General features: G+C 62.6%; 19 protein-coding genes. 13 read left to right on the top strand and 6 right to left on the bottom strand.

The window, feature by feature from the left end:
* Nucleotides 1-21 precede the first annotated feature (21 nt).
* The 3 genes from KY465_RS17495 (at nucleotide 22) to KY465_RS17485 (ending at nucleotide 5,678) form a co-directional block, all read left to right on the top strand.
* Complete coding sequence (locus KY465_RS17495) at nucleotides 22-2,184, top strand: transglycosylase domain-containing protein (protein ID WP_219203406.1); 2,163 nt, start codon at nucleotides 22-24, stop codon at nucleotides 2,182-2,184.
* A gap of 304 nt (nucleotides 2,185-2,488) precedes the next feature.
* Nucleotides 2,489-4,423, top strand: a complete 1,935-nt coding sequence (dnaK, locus tag KY465_RS17490; protein WP_219203405.1) for a molecular chaperone DnaK — start codon at nucleotides 2,489-2,491, stop codon at nucleotides 4,421-4,423.
* Nucleotides 4,424-4,580: 157 nt separating this feature from the next.
* Nucleotides 4,581-5,678 carry an acyltransferase family protein gene (locus KY465_RS17485; RefSeq protein ID WP_219203404.1) on the top strand — a complete coding sequence of 366 codons (1,098 nt, stop codon included), beginning with the start codon at nucleotides 4,581-4,583 and terminating at the stop codon, nucleotides 5,676-5,678.
* Nucleotides 5,679-6,167: 489 nt separating this feature from the next.
* On the opposite strand, the gene KY465_RS17480 is transcribed toward KY465_RS17485, so the two are convergent.
* The 6 genes from KY465_RS17480 to KY465_RS17455 all read right to left on the bottom strand — a co-directional run bounded on the left by KY465_RS17480 (nucleotide 6,168) and on the right by KY465_RS17455 (nucleotide 11,540).
* A complete protein-coding gene (locus KY465_RS17480; RefSeq protein WP_219203403.1) occupies nucleotides 6,168-7,148 on the bottom strand; it encodes a complex I NDUFA9 subunit family protein in 981 nt (326 codons plus the stop codon).
* Nucleotides 7,149-7,228: 80 nt separating this feature from the next.
* Entirely contained in the window at nucleotides 7,229-7,519 is a 291-nt protein-coding gene (locus KY465_RS17475) for a DUF1330 domain-containing protein (RefSeq protein ID WP_219203402.1), read from the bottom strand.
* Between the two features lie 16 nt (nucleotides 7,520-7,535).
* On the bottom strand, nucleotides 7,536-8,225 hold the full coding sequence (pyrF, locus tag KY465_RS17470) for an orotidine-5'-phosphate decarboxylase (protein ID WP_219203513.1): 690 nt from the start codon (nucleotides 8,223-8,225) through the stop codon (nucleotides 7,536-7,538).
* Between the two features lie 206 nt (nucleotides 8,226-8,431).
* On the bottom strand, nucleotides 8,432-9,034 hold the full coding sequence (gene pmtA / locus KY465_RS17465) for a phospholipid N-methyltransferase PmtA (protein WP_219203401.1): 603 nt from the start codon (nucleotides 9,032-9,034) through the stop codon (nucleotides 8,432-8,434).
* A gap of 240 nt (nucleotides 9,035-9,274) precedes the next feature.
* A complete protein-coding gene (dnaJ, locus tag KY465_RS17460; protein WP_219203400.1) occupies nucleotides 9,275-10,408 on the bottom strand; it encodes a molecular chaperone DnaJ in 1,134 nt (377 codons plus the stop codon).
* A gap of 325 nt (nucleotides 10,409-10,733) precedes the next feature.
* Entirely contained in the window at nucleotides 10,734-11,540 is an 807-nt protein-coding gene (locus tag KY465_RS17455) for an undecaprenyl-diphosphate phosphatase (RefSeq protein WP_219203399.1), read from the bottom strand.
* Nucleotides 11,541-11,823: 283 nt separating this feature from the next.
* Here KY465_RS17455 and KY465_RS17450 point away from each other — a divergent pair, with 283 nt between their 5' ends.
* From KY465_RS17450 to KY465_RS17405, 10 genes are all read left to right on the top strand, one after another.
* Nucleotides 11,824-12,516, top strand: coding sequence for a glutathione S-transferase family protein (locus KY465_RS17450; protein ID WP_219203398.1), 693 nt, complete (start codon nucleotides 11,824-11,826; stop codon nucleotides 12,514-12,516).
* 55 nt (nucleotides 12,517-12,571) lie between these two features.
* On the top strand, nucleotides 12,572-13,750 hold the full coding sequence (gene queG / locus KY465_RS17445; protein WP_219203512.1) for a tRNA epoxyqueuosine(34) reductase QueG: 1,179 nt from the start codon (nucleotides 12,572-12,574) through the stop codon (nucleotides 13,748-13,750).
* 8 nt (nucleotides 13,751-13,758) lie between these two features.
* Nucleotides 13,759-14,652 carry an SDR family oxidoreductase gene (locus KY465_RS17440; protein ID WP_219203397.1) on the top strand — a complete coding sequence of 298 codons (894 nt, stop codon included), beginning with the start codon at nucleotides 13,759-13,761 and terminating at the stop codon, nucleotides 14,650-14,652.
* Nucleotides 14,653-14,856: 204 nt separating this feature from the next.
* Nucleotides 14,857-15,180 carry a septal ring lytic transglycosylase RlpA family protein gene (locus KY465_RS17435; protein WP_255561812.1) on the top strand — a complete coding sequence of 108 codons (324 nt, stop codon included), beginning with the start codon at nucleotides 14,857-14,859 and terminating at the stop codon, nucleotides 15,178-15,180.
* A gap of 154 nt (nucleotides 15,181-15,334) precedes the next feature.
* Complete coding sequence (locus tag KY465_RS17430; protein ID WP_219203395.1) at nucleotides 15,335-16,660, top strand: acetylornithine deacetylase/succinyl-diaminopimelate desuccinylase family protein; 1,326 nt, start codon at nucleotides 15,335-15,337, stop codon at nucleotides 16,658-16,660.
* 36 nt (nucleotides 16,661-16,696) lie between these two features.
* Nucleotides 16,697-18,187: an ABC transporter substrate-binding protein gene (locus tag KY465_RS17425; protein WP_219203394.1), complete on the top strand. Its 1,491-nt coding sequence runs from the start codon at nucleotides 16,697-16,699 to the stop codon at nucleotides 18,185-18,187.
* Between the two features lie 67 nt (nucleotides 18,188-18,254).
* On the top strand, nucleotides 18,255-19,205 hold the full coding sequence (locus KY465_RS17420; RefSeq protein ID WP_219203393.1) for an ABC transporter permease: 951 nt from the start codon (nucleotides 18,255-18,257) through the stop codon (nucleotides 19,203-19,205).
* Entirely contained in the window at nucleotides 19,202-20,074 is an 873-nt protein-coding gene (locus KY465_RS17415; protein WP_219203392.1) for an ABC transporter permease, read from the top strand. Before KY465_RS17420 ends, KY465_RS17415 begins: the two co-directional genes overlap by 4 nt.
* Nucleotides 20,071-21,696: an ABC transporter ATP-binding protein gene (locus tag KY465_RS17410; RefSeq protein ID WP_219203391.1), complete on the top strand. Its 1,626-nt coding sequence runs from the start codon at nucleotides 20,071-20,073 to the stop codon at nucleotides 21,694-21,696. The genes KY465_RS17415 and KY465_RS17410 overlap by 4 nt, the downstream gene beginning before the upstream one ends.
* A 116-nt stretch (nucleotides 21,697-21,812) precedes the next feature.
* The gene (locus KY465_RS17405; RefSeq protein ID WP_219203390.1) at nucleotides 21,813-23,105 is read left to right on the top strand and encodes an RsmB/NOP family class I SAM-dependent RNA methyltransferase; all 1,293 of its coding nucleotides are present in this window, start codon (nucleotides 21,813-21,815) and stop codon (nucleotides 23,103-23,105) included.
* The last annotated feature ends 59 nt before the right edge of the window (nucleotides 23,106-23,164 follow it).

Here is a 23,164-nt window from a genome sequence, read left to right as displayed (position 1 = left end):
TGACGGATACCTCCCGGCTCCATGGCGCGCAAGAAAACAGGACACGACCGCATCGAACCCTCTTTTGAGGACGATGACGGCGGCTCCGCGCCTTCACGCAAGCGGCGCAAGCCCTCCGGCGCCTCCAGGGACGCGGTGAAAAGCAACAAGGGCGGTACTGCGACACGCGGCTCCGCCGGCCGGCGCAAGCGCTCCTCCCCCCGGCGTCGGCGGGGAATGACCGCGCTTGTGCGGCGTGCATTCTATTGGTCCTTTGTCCTGGGGATCTGGGGCGTGATCGCGATCGGAGCGGTCATCACCTACTACGGCGCCCGTATGCCGAGCGCCTCGACCTGGGCCATCCCGGACCGACCGCCCAATGTCCGCATCGTTTCGGTGTCGGACAAACTGCTGGCCAATCGCGGCGCCACCGGCGGTGAAGCACTGCCCCTGAGCCGGATGTCGCCCTATATCCCGGAAGCGGTCATCGCCATCGAGGATCGCCGCTTTTACTGGCATTTCGGCGTGGATCCGATCGGCCTGACCCGCGCCGTGGTCACAAATCTGGTCAAGGGACGGACGGTTCAAGGCGGTTCAACCCTGTCCCAGCAACTGGCCAAGAACCTGTTCCTGTCACCCGAGCGCACCGTCGAACGCAAGGTGCAGGAGGTGCTCCTGGCGTTCTGGCTGGAGCACAAGTTCAGCAAGGACCAAATTCTCGAGATGTATCTCAACCGGGTCTACTTCGGATCCGGAGCCTATGGCGTCGCCGCCGCTGCCCGGCGTTATTTTGGCAAATCGGCCGCCGATGTGACCCTGTCGGAAGCGGCCATTCTTGCCGGCCTGCTCAAGGCGCCGTCGCGTCTGTCGCCGGCGCGCGATCCGCAAGCCGCCGAGGCGCGCGCCCAAGTGGTGCTCGCCGCGATGCAGCGCGCCGGTTTCATCAGCGATCGCGAGACGGCCACCGCTCTGACGGCGCCGCCGGTGCGTGCCAAGAGTTACTGGACCGGTTCGGAGAATTTCGTCGCCGATCTTGTCATGAAGAGGCTTCCCGAACTGATCGGCGAGGTGCGTCATGATGTTGTCGTCGAGACCACCATCGATCTGCATCTGCAGCAAAGCGCGGAAAATCAGATCCGGACCGCCCTCAAGGCCAACGGGCCCGAGCACAATGTCACCGAAGGGGCGCTGGTGGCGATCGATGGCACCGGTGCCGTGCGCGCCATGATCGGCGGGCGCGACTACGCCGACAGCCAGTACAATCGTGCCGCCCTGGCCAAGCGACAGCCCGGATCGGCATTCAAGCCTTTCGTCTACGCGGCCGCTCTCGAGGCCGGCCGCACGCCGAATTCCGTGCGCTACGATGCGCCGGTGAAGATCGGCAAGTGGACACCTGAAAACTACGATCAGAAATACCGCGGCGAGGTTACGCTTGCCACGGCATTGAAGACGTCGCTCAACACTGTCGCGGCGCAACTGGTGATGGAGGCCGGACCGGGCAATGTCGTCAAGACGGCGCATCGCCTGGGCATTGAATCCGACCTCAAGGCCAATGCGTCGATCGCCCTCGGCACCTCGGAAGTGACGCTGACCGAACTGACCGCCGCCTATGCGCCCTTTATGAATGGCGGCTTCAAGGCCACTCCGCACGTCATTCGCCGCGTTCGCTCGCTCGACGGTGAAGTGCTGTTCGAAAACAGCTACACCAACCCGCCGCGCGTTCTGACCCCGAACGTGACAGCGATGATGAACCAGATGCTGGTCGGCGTCATTGAGGACGGGACCGGCAAGCGCGCCCGCTTGTCCGGCTGGCAGGCCGCCGGCAAGACCGGTACCACCAATTCCTACCGCGATGCCCTGTTTGTCGGCTACACCGCCAACCTCGCCACCGGCGTTTGGTTCGGCAACGACGATGGCACGCCGATGAAGGATGTCACGGGCGGCAGCCTGCCGGCCGAAACCTGGCAAGCCTTCATGGCAGCAGCGCACGCCGGGCTGGACCCGGCACCACTCCCGCATTACCGTCCGCTTCCCGCCAGCGGACAGTCGGAGAACCGGGTCGCCGCCGGTCGCCAGCTCGAAAGCAGTTTTCCCGCCCCCCCGACCGCACCTGCCGCGTCGGGCGGCAATCCGCGGCCGCCCGCGGCGGTTGCCGGCGGCGCCGGACAACGCACCACCTTGCTCGATCTCATTCTCGGCAATTGAAGCCGCGATGCGCCCGTTTCTGCGTCGTTTCGATGCCTTTGACCCCGGCGCACGCCGGCTGTTGGAAACTGCGCTGGAAGCGTGCAAAAACACCGCTGGCATCGCTTGCAGAGCTGAAGAGGCGTTCTTATATACGCCGCAGCGCACCGATGCGCCGCCAAGAGACAGTGGCGGGTCGGGCTGACTGGCGTTCGGGTCCTTACTCACGATGGCCCTGTCCGCCGAATGGAATGTTTGTCTCAGTAGGGGCTGCAGACGGGAATGCCGCCACCGGGTCCCGGCAGCTCGCTTGAAGGAGAAGAGAATGGCTAAAGTAATCGGTATCGACCTCGGTACGACAAATTCCTGCGTCGCCGTCATGGACGGCAAGGATGCGCGGGTTATCGAGAATTCGGAAGGCGCGCGCACAACCCCTTCCATGGTGGCCTTCTCCGATGACGGAGAGCGCCTGGTCGGGCAGCCGGCCAAGCGTCAGGCTGTGACCAATCCCGAGGGCACCTTGTTTGCCGTCAAGCGCCTTATCGGCCGCCGCTATGAAGACAAGGCTGTGACCAAGGACAAGGAACTTGTTCCCTACAAGATCGTCCGTGCAGACAATGGCGATGCATGGGTCGAGGTCGATGGCGAAAAATACTCGCCGTCACAGATCTCGGCCATGGTGCTGCAGAAGATGAAGGAAACAGCCGAATCCTATCTCGGTGAGACCGTCGACAAGGCCGTGATCACCGTGCCGGCCTACTTTAACGACGCCCAACGCCAGGCCACCAAGGACGCTGGCAAGATCGCCGGGCTGGAAGTGCTGCGCATCATCAACGAGCCGACGGCAGCAGCGCTCGCCTACGGTCTCGACAAGACGACGGGCAAGACGATCGCTGTCTATGACCTTGGCGGCGGCACCTTCGACGTCTCGATCCTCGAGATCGGCGATGGCGTCTTCGAGGTGAAGTCGACCAATGGCGACACCTTCCTCGGCGGTGAAGATTTCGACATGCGTCTCGTCGAATATCTCGCCAAGGAATTCAAGAAGGAGCAGGGTGTCGACCTGAAGGGTGACAAGCTGGCTCTGCAGCGCCTCAAGGAAGCCGCCGAGAAGGCCAAGATCGAGCTGTCCTCGGCATCTCAGACCGAAATCAATCTGCCCTATATCACCGCCGATTCGTCCGGTCCGAAGCACCTGACGATGAAATTGTCGCGCTCGAAATTCGAAAGCCTGGTCGAGGATCTGGTCAACCGCACCATCGATCCGATGAAGGCGGCGTTGAAGGATGCGGGCGTGCAGGCTGGCGAAATCGATGAGGTCGTGCTCGTCGGTGGCATGACGCGCATGCCCAAGGTTCAGCAGGTGGTCAAGGAATTCTTCGGCAAGGACCCGCACAAGGGTGTGAACCCGGACGAAGTTGTTGCCCTTGGCGCGGCCATCCAGGCCGGCGTGCTGCAGGGCGACGTCAAGGATGTCCTGCTTCTCGATGTCACTCCCTTGTCGCTTGGCATCGAAACCCTCGGCGGTGTCTTCACGCGGCTGATCGATCGCAACACGACGATCCCGACCAAGAAGAGCCAGACATTCTCCACTGCCGATGACAACCAGAATGCCGTTACCATCCGGGTGTTCCAGGGTGAGCGCGAAATGGCCAACGACAACAAGATGCTCGGCCAGTTCGACCTGGTCGGCATTCCGCCGGCGCCGCGTGGTGTTCCACAGATCGAGGTCACCTTCGACATCGACGCCAACGGCATCGTCAATGTCTCGGCGAAGGACAAGGGCACGGGCAAGGAGCATCAGATCCGCATTCAGGCCTCCGGCGGACTGTCGGATGCCGACATCGAGCAGATGGTCAAGGATGCCGAAGCCAATGCCGAGACGGACAAGTCGCGCCGCGCCGCTGTCGAGGCGAAGAACCAGGCAGAAAGCCTCATTCACTCGACCGAGAAGTCGCTGGCTGACCATGGCGACAAGGTGAGCGAAGAGGATCGCACCGCGATCAGCGATGCCATCGCCGCCCTGAAGGAAGCCACCGAGGCATCCGAACCGTCAGCCGAAGACATCCAGGCCAAGACGCAGACATTGATGGAAACATCGATGAAGCTTGGCCAGGCCGTGTATGAAGCCAGCCAGGCGGAAGCGCAGGCTGACGAGACGTCGGCTGAGGCCGCTTCCGGCGGCGAGTCGGCTTCTGATGATGTCGTTGATGCCGATTTCGAAGAGGTCAAGGACGACGACGAGAAGAAGTCGGCCTGATCGTTTGCCGCGACACGGCTATTAAAGATAAGGGCGCCCTGCGGGGCGCCCTTTGCATTTATAACCCCTTAAAATTTGTAGTTTTCGCTTAGCGCTCTGTTGCCTTCCGCTGCGCCACCCTCACCGGGTGTAACGTTGGCGCGGAGTGAGATGTCGAATGCCGCAAAGCTATCGCTTGTTCAGCACGTGGCGGCTGCTCGCGGCACTTCTGGTCATGGCGTACCACTTTTGCCATTATCACGCCGAACCGCGCCCGATCGTCACCTGGTTCGAGCACATGCTGCCGCTCCTCGACATGTTCTTCATCATGTCCGGCTTTCTGATCTTTGACCGCTACGGCAGCATGGAGAACACAGGGCGCAATTATCTGCGTTTTCTGATCAAGCGGCTCGCCCGCCTTTACCCCCTCCATCTCTTCACCCTGTCCGTCTTCGTTGCCTTCGCTCTGCTTGTTCATTTCGGCGTGCTGAACTCGCAAGGGGCCGGGGATCGCTATGATCTTGCAGCCCTGCCGGCCAATCTGCTCTTGGTGCAGGCCTGGGGCGGCAGCAACGGGCTGAGTTTCAACTATGTGTCCTGGTCACTGTCCGGCGAGTGGTTTGCCTATCTTCTTTTTCCGCTGATCCTTTTCGTCGCAGGCCGCGGCCGCCAGCTGGGACTCGTCCTTCTGCTGGCATTGATGCTGCTCGGGCTGGAATACGCCGATCGCCATGCCGAAGATAAATATGACCTGTGGTACTACACCAAACATTGGGCGGCCTACCGTGTCGCCGCCGACTTCCTCTTTGGCGTCATTCTCTGTCGCGCCGCGCGCCAGCTGCGGGTGCCGCCCGGTGCTCAGTGGCTTGCCTGGGCGATGCTTGCCGCTACTTTCTGGGCCATGTTTGCCGAGGCCGGCATCTATCTCACTCTCGCAATGTTCGGGGTCGCCATCACACTCGCCGCGCTCTCAGAGCGCCGCGACGCGAACGCCACCCGATGGCTCGACCCGTTGATGCCCGTCGCCTCAGTGTCGTTCGGTGTCTATCTGTGGCATCCGGTCATCGAGCTGTTTGCCTATTCACTCGTGTGGAAGCGCCTCATGGGCGCCGCCGACCCCGTTGTCTTCTGGCTCTATTTGCCGCTGCCAATGCTGGCGACCATCGCTGTCGCCATGTTCTCGGCCCGTCATCTCGAACGGCCGACCGGCAAATGGCTCGAGAAGACTCTCGGGGAATGGGCCGCTCGGCGCCCTTGGCGCATCCTTCGCACCTGAACTCTGGGCATCCGTTGCCAAGGGTTGAGGTATCGGCCTCTTTTTGCCTCCCGTTTCAATCTATACTGCGGCTCCGGCCGCTACACGGCATTTCTTCCTGAACACTATGCCCGCCAATGGAAAGCCACTAACCGCATCCGTCCTTTGTTATGCGAGAGCCTTGGCTACGAGAGCGTCTACGAGGTGATCGTCCGGAGCGAGAAAAGCCGGAATCACCTGCTGCAACCCTTTGTTGATTGCCTGGTGGCGCGTCACCGGGAAAAACCAGGCGATGCTCCAACGATCGGAATGGATAGAGCATCGGCGGCGGAAAACCTACGCGCCTGACCGCTGCCCTGCCGCCGCCAGGGCAGGAGTAGAGAAGCTGCGGTCTGCAGCTCCATCAGCGGCCAGCGACGAACCGCGCCCTCTTCAGACTTCACGTCAAGGTGAGCGGGATCAGCTGGGCCGCACACGGCAAGCGTTCCCCAGTGCGGCTCGAAAGTTGAATCAGGCGCCCTTGCCGGAATCGGTATACTGACCCTGCGGGCGATAGCGAACGAGATAGGAGGGCAGCACGGCATCGATCGCCGTGGGGCGGATGCCCTCGGCCTCAAGGGTGCGACCCTCAGCCATCGCTTCCTCCGAGACAACATTGTCGACCTTGAGATTTTCCACCTGGTCGGCAGTGATTGGCGGGGTGATGAACGGAACAAATCCGGCGACGGTTCCGATCAGCGACGCCAGACCCCAGGGCAGGGGCACCAAAAGACGATCACGGCGAATGACCGAGAGCATCTCTTTCAGGCACTGCCTGAAAGTCATCGCTTCCGGGCCGCCGAGCTCGTAAATCGTGCCGGGCTTGAGCCGCCCCTCGACGCTGCGCGCCACCATTTCAGCGACATCGCCGACATAGACGGGCTGAAAGCGGGTGTGTCCGCCGCCGATCAGCGGCAGCACCGGTGACAGGCGTGCCATTTCGGCGAAACGGTTGAAGAAATCATCTTCCGGGCCAAAAATCACCGATGGGCGCAAGATGATCGCCGAGGGTACGATGTCGAGTACCGACTGCTCGGCACGACCCTTGGTCCTGGCGTAATCCGAGGCAGCATCAGGATTGGCGCCGATGGCGGAAATCTGCGTCAGGCCGGCGCCGGCGGCGCGTGCCGCTTCAGCCACGGCGCGGGCGCCGAAATCCTGCACGGCGTCAAAGGTGTTGCGGCCCGTCTCGTGCAAGATACCGACGCAATTGACGACATGATCGGCGCCGGCAACCGCGGCATCAACAGAGTCGCGATAGCGCAAATTGGCCTGCACCGGCGCGATCTGGCCGACATTGCCGAGCGGTTGCAGATGAAATGCCAGGTCAGGGCGGCGCGTGGCAACGCGGATGCGGTAGCCGCGACGGGCAAGGGCGCGCACAACATGGCGGCCGACAAAACCGGATCCGCCAAACACGGTGACCAGCTTGGGCAGGTTTCTATCTTGCATGTCTTTCATCCTGTCTGCATCCCCTATGCCCCGTCTAGCCGGGACCGATGTTTCCGCAACCGGCCCTTCAAACGCCGCTGTCAATCAGCGCCCTTGACGATGATGATTTCGCCGCGGGCATGCTTTTGGCGGATGGCGCGCGCCTTTTGATAGGTCTCCGAATTGTAACAGGCAAGAGCCGCTTCATAGCTGGGGAATTCGACGACGACATTGCGGCCGCGCGCCGTGCCCTCGACAGCTTCATAGTCGCCGCCGCGCACCAGAAACACCGCGCCATACTCGCCATAGGCCGGCTTGGCGGTCGCGACGTAGTCCTTGTAGCCTTCCGGATCGTCAACATCGATCCGGCCAATCCAGTATCCCTTTGCCATTCCTTGTTCCTCTTGATCAGGAGTTGCGCATTTCTGCAATGATCTCGCGGGCCGCCGCAGCCGGATCGGCCGCCGCCGAAATGGGCCTGCCAATGACCAGATGCGTGGCGCCGGCGGCGAGAGCCCGGGCAGGCGCCATGACGCGTTTCTGATCGCCGAGCGCGGCGCCGGCGGGGCGGATGCCGGGGGTGACGAGCTTCATTGCGTCGGACAGCACCGGTCGCACCATCGCAGCCTCCTCGGCCGAGCAGACAATTCCGCCCATACCAGCCTGCCGCGCCTGTTCAGCGCGGCGCAGGACAAGGGCGCGCGGATCGTCATGATACCCGGCTTCCGCCAGATCGGCGGCATCCATCGAGGTCAGGAGGGTGACACCCAGCAAACACAGGCCCGAACCCGAGGCGGCCTCCACGGCGGCGCGCATGGCCTTCGGGTAGGCGTGCAGCGTCAGCATGTCGACGCCAAGATCGATGACGCTGTCGACGGCCCTCGCCATGGTGTTGTCGATATCGAGAAGCTTCATGTCGAGAAAGACATTCTTGCCGGCGTCTTTGAGCCGCCGTGCCAGATCGAGGCCGCCGGCAAAGGCAAGCTGATAGCCGATCTTGTAGAAGCTGACGGCATCACCGAGCGTTGCGACAAGCGCTTCCGCATCGCCGGTGCTGGGGACATCGAGCGCGACGATCAGGCGGGGATCGGCCAGCACATTGGCTTGCACTTCAGCGCCCTCTGACATGCACTCGCACTCCTTCTCCGCCACCATTCCGGCATCGCGCCACTCCCATGCCACAGCGTTGCAGCATCGCGATCAGTAACCATTTGCCGGGTTAACGGCTTTGCCCGGTCAAGTCGAGTGCCAAGGGCGGCGAAAGCGGGATGTTGCCGCGCTTTTGCGGCGGCAGATCGCAAAGCTCAAAGGGGAGCGGTGCGGCGGTAGGTCCATAATTGCGCTGGCGGCAGATTGCGCAGAACGAATTCATGGTGGGCGACGGTGAAACTGCTGCCGCGCGACGCGACCGGTGACACAGGACCATAGGAAATCTGCACCACCGGGCGACCGGGCGGCATACGGTCGAGCAGACCTTCGACCAGAGCAATGCGTTGCTCCATCGGGAAATTGAGCAGAGGCACGGCGGAAATGACACAGTCAAACTGCATCCGGCCATTGTCGCCGAGCGCTGTCTCGAGATCAAAGGCATCCCCGCGGATGACATTCACTTCAGGATATTCGAGCTTCAGATGCTCATAAAATTCACCGGAATACTCGACCGAATAAAGGCGCTCGGGGGCGATGCCGCGACCGAGGATGGCACGGGTGATGGCACCGGTGCCCGGCCCGAGTTCGAGGACGGGCAAGGATGAGTGCGGATCAGCGAGGCTGGCCATGCTGCGGGCCGTGAACTGCGACGTCGGAACAATGGCACCGACAGCCTTGGGTCCGTCCAGCCAGCCGCGAAAGAACCTGATTTCATCATCGAACTTGCGGACCAGTCGGTCGGAAATATTCGTCTTCAAAGCCGTCGTCCTCACTCGATTTCCCGCGAAATTTGCAGGACCATTTGATACGTCGCTGGTCAAAGCCTCATTGACCGAAGGTCATCCAGGCTGTCGGATCCCGGTGCCAAACGTTCCGCCGCATATTTGGAATGACAACGGCGCCATGCCGCCCACATACACCTCAATCGGATCTTTTTGAGGTCAGCCCGAGAGAAAGCGCAGCCGGCGGCCGGTCGTCTCATGCCGGGCGCCGGCCTCTCACTCGGTCAGCGTATCGAAAAACCCCTTCATGCGGGAGAAGAAACCGTCAGATTGCGGGTTGTTTTCCTTGGACGACAAAGCGTGAAATTCGGTCAGAAGCTCCTTCTGCCGGCGTGACAGGTTCTGCGGCGTCTCGATGGCGATGCGCACATAGAGATCGCCGAACTGAGCGGATCGCAGGACGGGCATGCCCTTGCCGCGCAGACGCATCTCGCGGCCCGCCTGTGTGCCTTCAGGAACCGTCACGCGCGACTTGGCGCCGTCCATCGTCGTGATTTCGAACTTGCCGCCGAGCGCCGCCGTGGTCATCGAGATCGGAACGGTGCAGAACAGGTCGGCGCCTTCACGCTGGAAGAACTGGTGCGGTTTGACAGACAAGAAGATGTAGAGATCACCCGGCGGACCACCGCGCAGACCTGCCTCGCCCTCGCCGGACAGACGGATACGGGTGCCATCCTCAATGCCGGCGGGGATGTTGACGGACAGCGAGCGCTCTTCGGTGACACGGCCCTGGCCGCTGCACTTGCCGCACGGATCGGAAATCATCTGGCCGCGGCCATGGCAGGTCGGGCAGGTTCGTTCGATCGAAAAGAAACCCTGAGCGGCGCGAACCCGCCCATTGCCGCCGCATGTGGTGCAGGTCTGGGGCTTGCTGCCCGGCTTTGCGCCCGACCCGGAGCACTCATCACAGGTGATCGATGTCGGAACGCGGATCTGGGCGGTCTTGCCGCCGTAGGCTTCCTCGAGCGAGATTTCCATATTGTAGCGCAGGTCGGCGCCGCGCTCGCGTCCGCCGGAGCGGCGGGCGCGGCCACCGCCCATCATCTCGCCGAAAATATCCTCGAAAATGTCGGAGAAGCCCCCCATGCCGGCGCCGGCACCCATGCCGCCGGGGCCGCCGCCCTGTTCGAACGCGGCATGGCCGAAGCGATCATAGGCGCCGCGCTTTTGCGGATCCTTGAGCACCTCATAGGCTTCATTGAGTTCCTTGAACTTGCGTTCGGCCTCGACATCACCGGGATTGCGGTCCGGGTGATACTGCATGGCCAGTTTGCGAAATGCGGATTTCAGCTGTTTCCCGTCGACGCTGCGCGACACTCCGAGCGTTTCATAGTAATCCGGCTTGGCCATATTTTATCGATCTCTTCGCATTGTAGTTGCCATCCACCCGGATACCGCAAAGGCGGCAGGCGATGGCCGTAGAACCTGTTCTCTTCGCCCTGCGGCCAGCGATTTTCGACGGGCTCAGGACCCGAGGAACCGGCAGCCCTTCAGGCCCACCCGTGGTGATGCCCGGTGCGGCGATCCCCCCATTTAGTCATTTGCCCCCGCCAATACCAGCCCCCGCTTGCGTGCATTTCGCCAGGCTTGCCATGTGCGATCGTCGCCCTGCTCGCCGGGGATTATCTGGTGAGGCTGGCAGCGCTCACCGGCGGCATCGCGGCGTCATGCGTTTCTAGCCCACCAGCCAGAGCCCGATCAGGCCGGCGCTGCCGACGGCGATCCGCCACCAGGCAAACGGCGTGAACCCATGCCGTGAGACGAAGTCCAGAAGGCCGCGCACCACGAAAACCCCCGCAGCGAAGGCCACGACGAATCCGACAACGATCGCCGTGATATCACCGCCCGACAGCTTGTCGGCATTCTTGTAGAGATCAAAGGCAAAGGCGCCGGTCATTGTCGGCATGGCGAGAAAGAAGGAGAATTCCGCTGCCGAGCGCTTGTCGGCCCCCATCAGCATCGCACCGGCGACGGTTGCGCCACTGCGCGACGTGCCGGGCACCATCGCCAGGCACTGGAACAGGCCGATCGTCAGGGCCAGCGACAGCGGGTAGTCCATCACGTCGTCGTATTTCGGCTTCAACGCCATTCGATCGATGATCATCAGGGCGAAACCGCCAACGATCAGCACCACGCAAATAAGGGCAGGGGATTCAAACAGCACCGTCTTGATGAAATCATGCGCCAAGGCGCCGATCGCTGCCGCCGGCAGGAAGGCGATCAGCACGCCTGCAACGAAGCGGCGGGCCCGCCAACTCGTCGGCAGCGCTTTGGCAAGGGTGAACAGGCGTACTGAATAGACAGATAGAATAGCCAGGATGGCACCGAGCTGAATCAGCACTTCAAAGCTGTTGCCGGGTGAGGTGAAGCCGAGAAAATGCCCGGTCAGCAGCAGATGCGCCGTTGAGGACACGGGAAGAAACTCTGTCAGTCCCTCGATCAGGCCAAGAAAGGCGGGCTCGACAAGGCCTAGTTCGGACATGCACGATTGCTCCCAAGGGACACGTTCTACAACGGCGATATCGCGTGGCCGCCAATCTCGCGCAAGCGAGGAATAACAACATACGCAGTGATTCGCCTTTGCCCCCAGAGGTCCCTAGAGTGGTTGAGAAGGAAATGAAAGCGGCGGGCAAGTGCGCTGACAACAAAATCCTGCCGCAGATTCTTTCCATCAGAGGGACATGCCCTCTATAGCTGGGGGATCGGAGGGCTCACTTCGCGCCTTCGCTTTCAGATGTCGCACCAGTGCAAGGTTTGTCTCGCAGATGCCTGAACTTCTCCATCATCCGGTCTCCGCCGCTTCGCGTTTCATCCGTCTCGTGGCCGGCGAGATTGGCTTTGCGACCGAAATGGTCGAGGAGCCGTACTGGCAGCGTCGACCGGAATTGCTGTCCATCAATCCGGCCGGACAGGTTCCGGTCCTCGTCGCCGACAATGGCTATGCCTTGTGCGGCGCGACGATCATTGCCGAATATCTCGACGAAGTGCACGGCGTGTTCAAGCGCGACAAGCGGCTCCTGCCCGGCGACCCCTATGCGCGGGCGGAAACAAGACGGCTCATCGCGTGGTTCCTCGACAAGATGGAGCATGACGTCACCGCGCCATTGGTCCGCGAACGGATCATCAAGCCGCAAATGCCGTCAAACCGCGGCGGCGGTTCTCCCGATTCAAAGGTTCTGCGCATCGCCCGCGCCAACATTCGCCAGCATATGAAATATCTGTCATGGCTGGCCGCAAGCAGGCCGTGGCTGGCTGGCGAGACGCTGTCCTATGCTGATCTGGCAGCCGCGGCCGGTCTCTCGGTGCTCGATTATCTTGGTGAAATCGACTGGGCCGAGCAGCCGCATGCCAAGGACTGGTACCAGCGGCTGAAGTCGCGCCCGGCCTTCCGGCCTCTGCTCGCTGACCGCGTTCGCGCGCTCGCGCCCGTCGCGCACTACGCTGATCTCGACTTCTAACGTGACCGCTCCCGCCGACACCCGCCCGCCATCGCCGTTGCGGGGCGAGGCTGCTTTGCATGCCCGGGATAGCGCACCGGAACCGGCGAAACTCGCGGCATTTCTCGACGCCGAAACCCGGCGCCTGGGATTTGCCGCATGGGGCATTGCAGATCCTGCACAACTCGGCAGTGCTGGCGCGCATCTCAGGACCTTTCTGGCCGAAGGACGCCACGGGTCAATGCACTGGTTGGCTGATCGCTCCGAACTGCGCGCCGATCCGCGCCGCCTGTGGCCCGAGACGCGTTCCGTTCTCATGCTGGCGATGAATTATGGTCCGGAGAACGATCCGCTGGCGCTGCTTTCGGAGCCCGACAAGGCGGCCATCTCGGTCTATGCCCGCCATCGCGATTACCATGACATCATCAAGGGACGGCTGAAGGAGATGGCGGGTCGGCTGGTCGCCCGCTTCGGGGGCGATGTGAAGGTGTTCGTCGACACCGCCCCGGTGATGGAAAAGCCGCTGGCGGCTGCTGCCGGCATCGGCTGGCAGGGGAAGCACACAAACTTGCTGTCGCGCCGCCACGGCTCCTGGCTGTTTCTCGGCGCGATCTTTTCCACGCTGGAACTTCCGGCGGATAAGCCCGAAGAGGATCACTGCGGGTCGTGCCGCGCCTGCCTCGACATCTGTCCGACCGCCGCCTTTCCCGCTCCCTATCAGCTCGATGCCCGCCGTTGCATTTCCTATCTGACCATTGAGCACAAGGGGCAGATACCGCGCCAATTCCGGCGCCAGATCGGCAATCGCATCTATGGCTGTGACGATTGCCTTGCCGTGTGCCCGTGGAACAAGTTCGCTGTCAGCGCCGCGGAAACGCGTCTGCAGGCGCGCCACGATCTCCTCGCGCCGCCAATCGCCGATTTCCTCGCACTTGATGATGCGGCGTTTCGAAAACTGTTTTCCGGCTCACCCGTCAAGCGCATCGGTCGCGACCGGTTTTTGCGCAATGTGCTGATCGCCGCCGGCAACAGTGGCGAAGCCGCCCTGATCCCTGCTTGCCGAGCTCTGATCGACGATCCGGCGCCGGTTGTTCGCGGCGCTGCCGTGTGGGCCCTGACCCAGCTTCTGCCCGCGGCTGATTTCGCCGAGCTCAAGACCAGGCGGCTCGGCGAGAAGGGTCGGTCCGAAATGCTCGACCCGGACCCGGATGTGGCGGCGGAATGGGACCACACCGCCCGGGAGCCTGTGCAATGAGTGCAAACATGCGATTACTGGTCCTCGGCGCCGGGTTTTCCGGCAAGGCGATCCTGCGGGAGCTGATGCCGTCCGTTAAAGCTGCCGCCGGCACCAGCCGTGGCGATGGCGGACAGGCCGAGATTGCCGCAACTGGGGCGACGCCCCTTCTTTATGAAGGACAGGGGATCGGCGCAGAACTTGCTGATGTGATGCGCAGCGCCACGCATCTGGTCGTTTCGATCGCTCCGGACGCGACCAATTCGGACGGGGCGTATGGCGGCGATCCTGTGTTGGCCGATCTTGCCGGCGGCCTGGTCGAGCGCCTGCCAGCGCTAGAATGGGTCGGCTATCTCTCCACGGTTGGGGTATACGGCGATCAAGGTGGCGCCTGGGTCGATGAGACAGTCCCATGCCGGCCGCTCTCGAAGCGGTCGCTGGCCCGGCTTGCCGCTGAGCAGGCATGGCAACGCACGTGCCTGGGCGCCGGCCTGCCGCTCGCCATTCTGCGCCTCGCCGGCATTTATGGACCGGGTCGCAATGCCTTGAACAATCTCGCAGCCGGCACCGCGCGGCGCATCGTCAAGCCGGGGCAGGTGTTCAACCGCATTCATGTCGATGACATTGCCGGCGCCGTTGCGCATCTTGCCACGCGCGGCCAGGCGGGCATCTACAATATAGCCGACGACCGCCCGGCACCGCCGCAGGATGTGGTGGCCTATGCCGCCCGGTTGATGAGCGTTGACGCCCCGCCGGAAATTGCCTTTGACGATGCCCCCCTGTCGCCGATGGGACGGTCCTTTTACGGCGAGAACAAGCGCGTGAGCAACGCCCGCATCAAAGCCGCCGGCTATCAATTCCTGCATCCCGACTATGGCACCGGGCTTGATGCGCTGTGGAAGAGCGGCGCCTGGCGCAGCTGAAAACCCGGTTCCCCCCGGCCCGTTGGCACAGCTGCGCTGTATCCGATTGTTACACGCCGAAACCGCTTGTGACTTCGTGACCACTTTTTGGCCTGTTTCCGCCCGTACCCGCTGGCGCGCCGTCCAAGGGGGACGGTCTAGCAGGGATATTGCCGAATGACTGATTTGAAACGCCGGGCCCGCCCCGCGCTTTTGCTCGCCGCCATGGTCTCAACACTGGTCGCTGCGACTGCGCCCGCGATGGCTGACAGCGACTGCGGTCGCGCCTCCTGGTACGCGCTTCACTCTCGCACCGCCTCGGGCGAAATGATGGATCCGAACAAGTTGACGGCCGCGCACCGCTCTTTGCGCTTCGGCACAAAGGTGCAGGTCACCAACAAGAACACCGGCAAGTCTGTCGTCGTTCGCATCAATGATCGGGGTCCATTCATCCGCGGCCGCGTCATCGATGTGTCAAAGGCCGCCGCTGGCCGCCTGGGCATGGTGCGGGCCGGCGTTGCCAGCGTCTGCTACAAGGTTCTGTCCTGACGATCCATTCCGTTTATACCGGAAACGCCCGCAATTCCCTTGAATATTAGGGGGAATTGCGGGTGCGCGGGCGCCGTTCTCCCTCTCCTCCGCAAGATGATTGCAAATCACGCGGTTTTGCGGGAGGTTGCGCCCATGAAGGACACCGTCAGCAATGGATGATGTCGCTTCCGCCGAGAAGCGTCTTTCCATCCTCAGACACAACATTGAGCAGCGGCGCGACGACCTCGTCGAGCTGACCCGCCAGCTTATCCGCATCCCGACCCTCAATCCGCCGGGTGAATGCTACCGCGATATCTGCGAATTTCTCGCTGCGCGGCTGAAAGCGCGAGGGTTCACCGTCCGGCTGCTGCGTGCCACCGGCACACCGGGTGACAGCGACCGCTATCCGCGCTGGAATGTCATCGCGCGCCGCGAAGGGTCGGCATCCGGTCCTTGCGTCCATTTCAATTCTCATACCGATGTTGTCGAGACCGGCCGTGGCTGGAGTGTCGATCCCTTCGAAGGGCTTGTCCGCGATGGCAAGGTCTACGGCCGCGGCGCCTGCGACATGAAGGGCGGGCTGGCCGCCTCGATCATCGCCGCCGAAGCCTATATTGCCGCCTTTCCCGACCATCCGGGCACCATCGAGATTTCCGGCACGGCGGATGAGGAGACCGGCGGCTACGGCGGGGTCGCATGGCTCGCCGAGCAGGGTTATTTCTCGCCCGAACGGGTGCAGCATGTCATTATTCCCGAGCCGCTGAACAAGGAACGCATCTGCCGCGGTCATCGCGGCGTCTGGTGGGCCGAGATCACCACCCATGGCCGCATCGCCCACGGTTCGATGCCGTTCCTCGGCGATTGCGCCGTGCGCCATATGGGCGCCGTGATGATGGAGATGGAGGAACGACTGTTCCCGGCCCTGGCGGAGCGGCGCACCGAAATGCCGGTGGTTCCAGATGGCGCCCGGCAATCGACAATGAACATCAACTCCTTGCATGGCGGTCAGGCCGAGCCGGAACCGGACTTCACCGGTTTCCCTTCTGCCTGCGTGCCCGATTCCGCACGCATGGTGATCGACCGCCGTTATCTCGTCGAGGAAAACTATGACGACGTGCGCGCCGAAATCGTCGAACTGCTCGAACGCGTCAGACGCGAGCGGGCTGACTTTGACTATGATCTCTCGGAACTCTGGCACGTCAACCCGTCTCTGACCGAGCCGGACGCCCCGGTGGTCGGCGCCGTCGCCCAGGGCATTCGCCGGGTTCTGGGCTGCGAACCGGTGCACGTCCTCTCGCCCGGCACCTACGACCAGAAGCACATTGACCGCATTGGCCGCTTGAAGGACTGTATCGCTTATGGTCCGGGTATTCTTGATCTGGCGCACCAGCCGGATGAGTATGTGGGGATAAGCGACATGCAGGATTCGGCACTCGTCATGGCGCTGGCCATTGATGATCTGTTGCACGCGCGGCAAAAGCGCCAGAAGCAGGAATGATCGCGCGATGACGCGGCGAAGACAGGGAGAAAAGTCATGACCAATTTCAAGACCGTCACTGCCACCGTTTCGGCGGTCGCGCTGATCCTCGGGCTGGCGACGATGCCATCCTTGGCAGCGCAGACCGACATCACCGTCGGCATGCAGCTCGAGCCCCCGAATCTCGACCCGACCGGCGGCGCCGCGGCGGCCATCGACGAAGTGGTTTATGCCAATGTGTTTGAAGGCCTGACGCGCTTTACAGCCGACGGGGAAGTGGTGCCCGCCCTGGCAGAATCCTGGGATATTTCCGAGGACGGCCTGACCTACACGTTCCATCTGCGTGACGGTGTCACCTTCCACGATGGCTCGAGCTTTGATGCCGAGGATGTCAAATTCTCCATCGATCGTGCCCGGGCCGAAGACTCGACCAATGCACAAAAGGCATTGTTCGCCGACATTCAGTCGGTAGAGGCGGTCGATGCGCAGACCGTCAAAATCACGCTGTCCCAGCCCAACGGGCTGTTCCTGTTCAACATGGCCTGGGGGGACGCGGTCATCGTGGCTCCGGAAACCGCGGATACTCTTGCGACAGATCCGGTCGGCACCGGACCCTTCGCCTTCGCCACCTGGACCAAGGGCGACAGTGTTGCACTTGAGAAATACGCCGAGTACTGGGGCGAAGCGCCTCGCCTTGACAAGGTGACCTTCAAATTCATCCCGGACCCGACCGCCGCCTTTGCCGCCGTCATGGCCGGTGATGTCGATGCCTATCCGAATTTTCCGGCGCCCGAAAATCTGGAACAGTTCAAGGCGGACCCGCGCTTTACGGTGATCGTCGGCTCGACAGAAGGCGAGACGATCCTGGCGATGAACAACAAGAAGGCACCGCTGGACGACATCAAGATACGCCAGGCGATCAGCCATGCGATCGACCGTCAGGCGATCATCGACGGTGCGTTGTTTGGCTATGGTACGCCGATCGGCACCCACTTTGCGCCGCATAATCCCGATTATGTCGATCTGACCGGGCAGTCTGCGCACGACCCGGAGATGGCGCGCAAACTGCTTGATGAGGCCGGCGTGTCAGATCTCACACTGTCGCTCAAGCTGCCGCCGCCGGCCTATGCCCGCCGTGGTGGCGAGATCATTGCCGCCCAGTTGAAAGAGGTGGGCATCACAGCCGAGATCACCAATGTCGAATGGGCCCAGTGGCTCGAGGACGTGTTCAAGGCCAAGAATTTCGATCTGACCATCGTCTCCCACACCGAGCCGATGGATATCGGTATCTATGCGCGCGATGACTACTACTTCCAGTATGCGGATGCCGACTTCAAGGCGATCCTCGAGGAGTTGAACAAGACGACGGATCCCGCCAATCGCAGCGAATTGCTGGGCAAGGCGCAGCGCAAGATCGCCGATGACGCGGTCAATGCCTATCTTTTCCAACTGCCACGAACCGGTGTGGCCAATGCCAAGATCATGGGGCTGTGGCCAAATGCGCCGACCCAGGCCAACGACATGACCGCGGTTTACTGGGTAGACTGAGGGTGCATGATTTTGACCGGGCGCCTTTGGGCGCCCGGTTGATCCGTCTCGCGCTCGGGCCGCAACGATGACCCTGTATTTGCTCCGGCGGTTGCTTTCGCTGTCGCTGACCCTTCTGGCGGCCAGCATTGTCGTCTTTCTGGTCACCGAGATTATTCCCGGCGATCCCGCCGCCTTCATGATGGGGATCAATGCCGATCCTGCCGCCATCGCCGCTTTGCGCAGCGAGCTCGGCCTCGACCAGCCGGTCGCTTTCCGTTATCTGAATTGGATAGTGGGAATGCTGCAAGGCGACTTCGGCCAGTCCTACACCTACCGGGTGCCGGTCTCCGAACTTGTCGGCGATCGCATTGCCGTATCGCTGCCCCTGACCCTTTACGCCTTGGCTTTGTCGACACTGATCGCCTTTCCCGCGGGGGTTTTCGCTGCTTCCCGCCGCAATGCGCCTGGAGACATCGCCATCATGGGTGTCACCCAGCTCGGCGTCGCCGTTCCCAATTTCTGGTTCGCCATGCTGTTGGTGCTGCTTTTTGCGATCACCCTGCAATGGTTTTCCGCCGGCGGCTTTCCCGGCTGGGATGCCGGGGTGCTGGTGGCGCTCAAATCCCTGACCTTGCCGGCCATTGCCCTGGCCCTGCCGCAGGCGTCGATCCTGGCGCGCGTGATGCGCTCCTCTCTGCTCGACACGCTGGACGAGGATTTCGTGCGCACCGCCCGCGCCAAGGGGCTGAGCCGCAGCCAGGCCCTTTGGGGGCACGCGCTGCGCAACGCCCTGATCCCAGTGCTGACAATCGTTGGTCTGCAGTTCTCGTTCCTGCTCGCCGGCGGCATCATCATCGAAAATGTCTTCTATCTTCCCGGCCTCGGTCGCCTCGTCTTTCAGGCCATCAGCCAGCGCGACCTGATCGTCGTGCGTTCGGTGATCATCCTGTTGGTCTTTGCTGTCGTCGCCGTCACCTTCCTGGTCGACATCGCCTATGCCATTGCTGATCCGCGCCTCAGGAGGCAGCGGCGATGAGCGCACCTCCCGCCGACCGCAATGCCGAGGGCAATTTCCTCGGCGCCGCCTTGCGCCATCCGGCCTTTATTGCCGGTCTGGTGCTGACGCTCTTGTTCGTCGGCGCTGCGCTGCTCTCCTATCTTTGGACACCCTACGACCCGACCCGTCTCGACATCGCCGCGAAATTGCAGACCCCCACATCTGGTCACTGGTTCGGGACAGATCATTTCGGACGCGATATATTTTCCATGCTGATGGTCGGGGCGCGAGTGTCGATCGCCGTGGCGATTATCGCCGTCGGCATCGGCGTATCTCTGGGCGTGCCGCTCGGCCTGTATGCAGCCGCCCATCGCGGCAGCCTGCTTGATGAGGTGGTCATGCGCGGCAATGACCTGATCTTTGCCTTCCCCTCGCTGCTTCTGGCGATCCTGATCACCGCCGTGTTCGGCCCCGGGGCCGTCAATGCGATCATCGCTATCGGCATTTTCAATATCCCTGTCTTCGCCCGCCTGTCGCGCGGCGCCGCTTTGTCGCTTTGGACGCGTGAGTTCGTGCTGGCTGCCCGTGTTGCCGGGAAGGGCAGGGCGCGCATTTCCGTTGAGCACATATTGCCGAATCTGATGAACCTGCTGATCGTTCAGGGTACGATCCAGTTCTCGCTGGCTGTGCTCGCCGAGGCGGCTCTGGCCTATGTCGGTCTTGGAGCCCAGCCTCCCCTGCCGTCCTGGGGCCGGATGCTCGCCGACGCTCAGACCTTCATCTCCCTGGCGCCGCATCTGGCCCTCTTTCCCGGCCTCGCCATCGTCTTGACGGTACTCGGGCTCAATCTGCTCGGAGACGGCCTGCGCGACCTGCACGACCCGCGCCTTCGGAGAGCGCGCACATGAGCGTTCTGTCTGTGCGCAATCTCGACCTGAAGATCGGCCGCATTCCGATACTCGAGGATGTTGATCTCACCCTGGACGCCGGGCACATACTCGGGATCGTCGGCGAGTCGGGGTCCGGCAAGTCGATGACGGCGCTGGCGATCATGCAGCTTCTGCCGCGGGCGGCGCGCTGGACCGGTACGATCGAGGTGGCCGGCAATGATGTGGGGGCAATGTCTGAGCGGGCCCTGTGCACCATGCGCGGCCGCGATGTCTCGATGATTTTTCAGGAACCGATGACCGCCCTCAACCCGGTCCATACGATTGGCGATCAGGTCGCCGAGGTGGTCCGCATCCACGGGGAAGCCGGTCGTCGACATGCGCATGCGCGCGCCATCGAGGTTCTCGGGCGCGTCGGACTGCCACCCGACCGGGTGGCGCCTGACCGCTATCCGCATGAGCTGTCCGGCGGCCAACGCCAACGCGTCGCCATAGCCATGGCGATTGCGCTGCGTCCGAAACTGTTGATCGCCGACGAGCCGACCACCGCCCTCGATGTGACGACCCAGGCCCAGATTCTCGACCTGCTGCGGAAACTGGTGCGCGAGGACGGCATGGGAATGATGTTCATCACCCATGACCTTGCCGTCGTCGCCGGGCTGGCGGACGAGGTGGCGGTCATGAAGAAGGGCCGTGTCGTTGAGACCGGGCCGACCCGGCAGCTCTTTCGCCAGATGCGCCATCCCTATACAAGGGCGCTTTTTACAGCTTCAGCGCATGTCCCCGAGCGCCAGCCGCGCATTGAAACGGCGGCGACGCCGGTGCTCGAGGTCAGGGACGTGGTGCGCGATTACCCACGCCCGCGCAAGAATCTGTTTCAGGCGCAGGCGCCTTTTCGCGCCGTTGATCACGTCTCGCTGACCGTGCGTGCCGGAGAGAATGTCGGACTGGTTGGCGAGTCCGGTTGCGGAAAATCGACCCTGGCACGCGCCATTCTGGCTCTTGAAGCTGTGCAGGCGGGCGAAATTCATTTGAACGGCAAGGCTTTCTCTTCGGCAGGTGCCGGCCCGGACATTCGCCAGCGCGCCGCCGCCCAGGTCGTTTTTCAGGATCCTTATGGGTCATTCAACCCACGCCATCGCGTGCGCCGACTGGTCAGCGAGCCATTTTTTCTGATGCCCGAATCGCCGCAGGATGCCGACCGCGAGCGCCGAATTGGCAAGGCGCTTGAGGATGTCGGGCTCACTGCCGGCGATGCGGACAAATACATACATGAATTTTCCGGAGGCCAACGCCAGCGCATCGCCATCGCCCGCGCGCTGATCATCGAACCATCTCTGATCGTGCTCGACGAGGCGGTTTCCGCACTTGATGTCTCGATCCGCGCCCAGATCCTCGATCTGCTCGCAGGCCTGTCGGACCGCCTCGGCCTGTCCTATCTGTTCATATCGCATGATCTGACTGTCGTTCGCGCCATCACAGACCGCGTCCTCGTCATGCAGGCGGGACGCATCGTTGAAGACGGCTCGACCGAGGACATCTTTCATAACCCCAGGCATCCTTATACCCGGAGCTTGCTGGCGGCGACGCCGTCGCTTGCGGCCGCACTTGACGAACCGTCAGGCGAGACGGTCGAGACGTAGTTCCCTGCCCTGGCGGTGGACGGCGGCGCCCGGATATCGTATCGCCGAGCCTCGAACAACGAGACTGTGATGGCCTGCCAGGCCGGCACATCCAAACGGGATACAGGAGAGCGCAGATGCGGCTTGGTGGACGAATGCAAGCGGCAGCGGAGATCCTCGCCGATATCCAGACCCGGCACCGACCTGTCCCGGAAGCGCTGCGTGACTGGGGGCAGGCGCATCGTTTTGCCGGCTCTGGCGACCGGGCGGCAATCAGCAATCTTGTTCTCGACGTCCTGCGCCGCAAACAGTCCCACGCCTGGCTGATGGACAGCGATGCGGCTGCCGATCTTGTTGTCGCCGCCCTCGTGCGGCAATGGGGGTACCAGATCGATGCCCTGATCGAGGAATTGCGGGACGATCGTTTCGCCCCCGAATTGCGAGATCCACAGCAACTGTACGACCAGCTCTCTCGCGATCTGGATGAAGCGCCCGAATTTATCCGCGCCGATTGTCCCGAATGGGTTGTCGAGGAATGCAAAAGCGCGTTCGGCGACGCATGGATCGCCGAATTGCAGGCTCTTGCCGAGCGGGCGCCGCTCGATCTCCGCATCAACGGCCTGAAGGCCAACCGTGACAAGGTCCTGAAATCTCTGCGCACACCGGCCGCCGGCGCAACCGCGCTGGCCCCACATGGCATCCGAATCCCAGCGCCGGAAGGACCGCGCCGGCAGATCGCCGCCACCAATGAAGTGGCGTTTGCCAAGGGGTGGTTCGAGGTGCAGGACGAAGGCTCGCAGCTGGCGGCGGCGATGACCGGGGCGCAGGCTGGCGAACAGATTCTCGATTTTTGCGCCGGCGCCGGTGGCAAGACCTTGGCGATGGCCGCCGCCATGCGCAATCGCGGCCAGATTCACGCCTATGACGTCGACCGCCATCGCATGGCGCCGATGGTCGAACGTCTGCGGCGCGCTGGCGCACGCAATGTGCAGCTGGTCGAGAACGCGGACGCGCTAGCCGCACTGCAAGGGCGGATGGATCGGGTTCTCGTCGATGCGCCCTGCACCGGCACCGGAACATGGCGCCGTCGCCCCGACGCCAAGTGGCGGCTGTCATCCGATACCCTGGCGCAGCGCCAAGGGGAACAGGATGCCGTTCTTGATGCGGCAGCGCTGCATGTCCGGCCGGGTGGCACGCTCACCTATGTCACTTGCTCTGTGCTGCCGTCGGAAAACGGCGACCGCGCCGCTGCATTCGCCGCGCGTCATCCGCAATTCACAATCTGCGACAGTGCCGCCCAGTGGCATTCTGTTGTTCCGGAAGGATCACCGGTTCCCGAAGGTCCAACGGCCGCAGATCTTCTGCTCTCGCCCCACCGCACCGCTACGGATGGCTTTTATATCGTGCAGTTCCAGCGCGCCGGTGCCTGAGCGCGAACCGAAGCGCGTCTCAGGCGTTGTCAAAGGACCGCAACCTCTGGAGATCGCCT

It is taken from the genome of Neohoeflea coraliihabitans (genome assembly GCF_019334345.1).
Lineage (GTDB): Bacteria > Pseudomonadota > Alphaproteobacteria > Rhizobiales > Rhizobiaceae > Pseudohoeflea > Pseudohoeflea coraliihabitans.
Note: the sequence above shows the minus strand (reverse complement) of the source record. Positions and strands in the feature narration are given on the sequence as shown.

What these genes read in the sequence shown, in the direction of transcription:
- KY465_RS17475 (WP_219203402.1), bottom strand. Translation starts at nt 7,519, where the DNA reads ATGGCAAAGGGATACTGGATTGGCCGGATCGATGTTGACGATCCGGAA.
- KY465_RS17425 (WP_219203394.1), top strand. Translation starts at nt 16,697, where the DNA reads ATGACCAATTTCAAGACCGTCACTGCCACCGTTTCGGCGGTCGCGCTG.
- KY465_RS17485 (WP_219203404.1), top strand. Translation starts at nt 4,581, where the DNA reads ATGCCGCAAAGCTATCGCTTGTTCAGCACGTGGCGGCTGCTCGCGGCA.
- KY465_RS17495 (WP_219203406.1), top strand. Translation starts at nt 22, where the DNA reads ATGGCGCGCAAGAAAACAGGACACGACCGCATCGAACCCTCTTTTGAG.
- KY465_RS17410 (WP_219203391.1), top strand. Translation starts at nt 20,071, where the DNA reads ATGAGCGTTCTGTCTGTGCGCAATCTCGACCTGAAGATCGGCCGCATT.
- KY465_RS17480 (WP_219203403.1), bottom strand. Translation starts at nt 7,148, where the DNA reads ATGCAAGATAGAAACCTGCCCAAGCTGGTCACCGTGTTTGGCGGATCC.
- KY465_RS17415 (WP_219203392.1), top strand. Translation starts at nt 19,202, where the DNA reads ATGAGCGCACCTCCCGCCGACCGCAATGCCGAGGGCAATTTCCTCGGC.
- KY465_RS17435 (WP_255561812.1), top strand. Translation starts at nt 14,857, where the DNA reads ATGGTCTCAACACTGGTCGCTGCGACTGCGCCCGCGATGGCTGACAGC.
- KY465_RS17440 (WP_219203397.1), top strand. Translation starts at nt 13,759, where the DNA reads ATGCGATTACTGGTCCTCGGCGCCGGGTTTTCCGGCAAGGCGATCCTG.
- KY465_RS17405 (WP_219203390.1), top strand. Translation starts at nt 21,813, where the DNA reads ATGCGGCTTGGTGGACGAATGCAAGCGGCAGCGGAGATCCTCGCCGAT.
- KY465_RS17420 (WP_219203393.1), top strand. Translation starts at nt 18,255, where the DNA reads ATGACCCTGTATTTGCTCCGGCGGTTGCTTTCGCTGTCGCTGACCCTT.
- KY465_RS17430 (WP_219203395.1), top strand. Translation starts at nt 15,335, where the DNA reads ATGGATGATGTCGCTTCCGCCGAGAAGCGTCTTTCCATCCTCAGACAC.
- KY465_RS17455 (WP_219203399.1), bottom strand. Translation starts at nt 11,540, where the DNA reads ATGTCCGAACTAGGCCTTGTCGAGCCCGCCTTTCTTGGCCTGATCGAG.
- dnaK (WP_219203405.1), top strand. Translation starts at nt 2,489, where the DNA reads ATGGCTAAAGTAATCGGTATCGACCTCGGTACGACAAATTCCTGCGTC.
- KY465_RS17450 (WP_219203398.1), top strand. Translation starts at nt 11,824, where the DNA reads ATGCCTGAACTTCTCCATCATCCGGTCTCCGCCGCTTCGCGTTTCATC.
- dnaJ (WP_219203400.1), bottom strand. Translation starts at nt 10,408, where the DNA reads ATGGCCAAGCCGGATTACTATGAAACGCTCGGAGTGTCGCGCAGCGTC.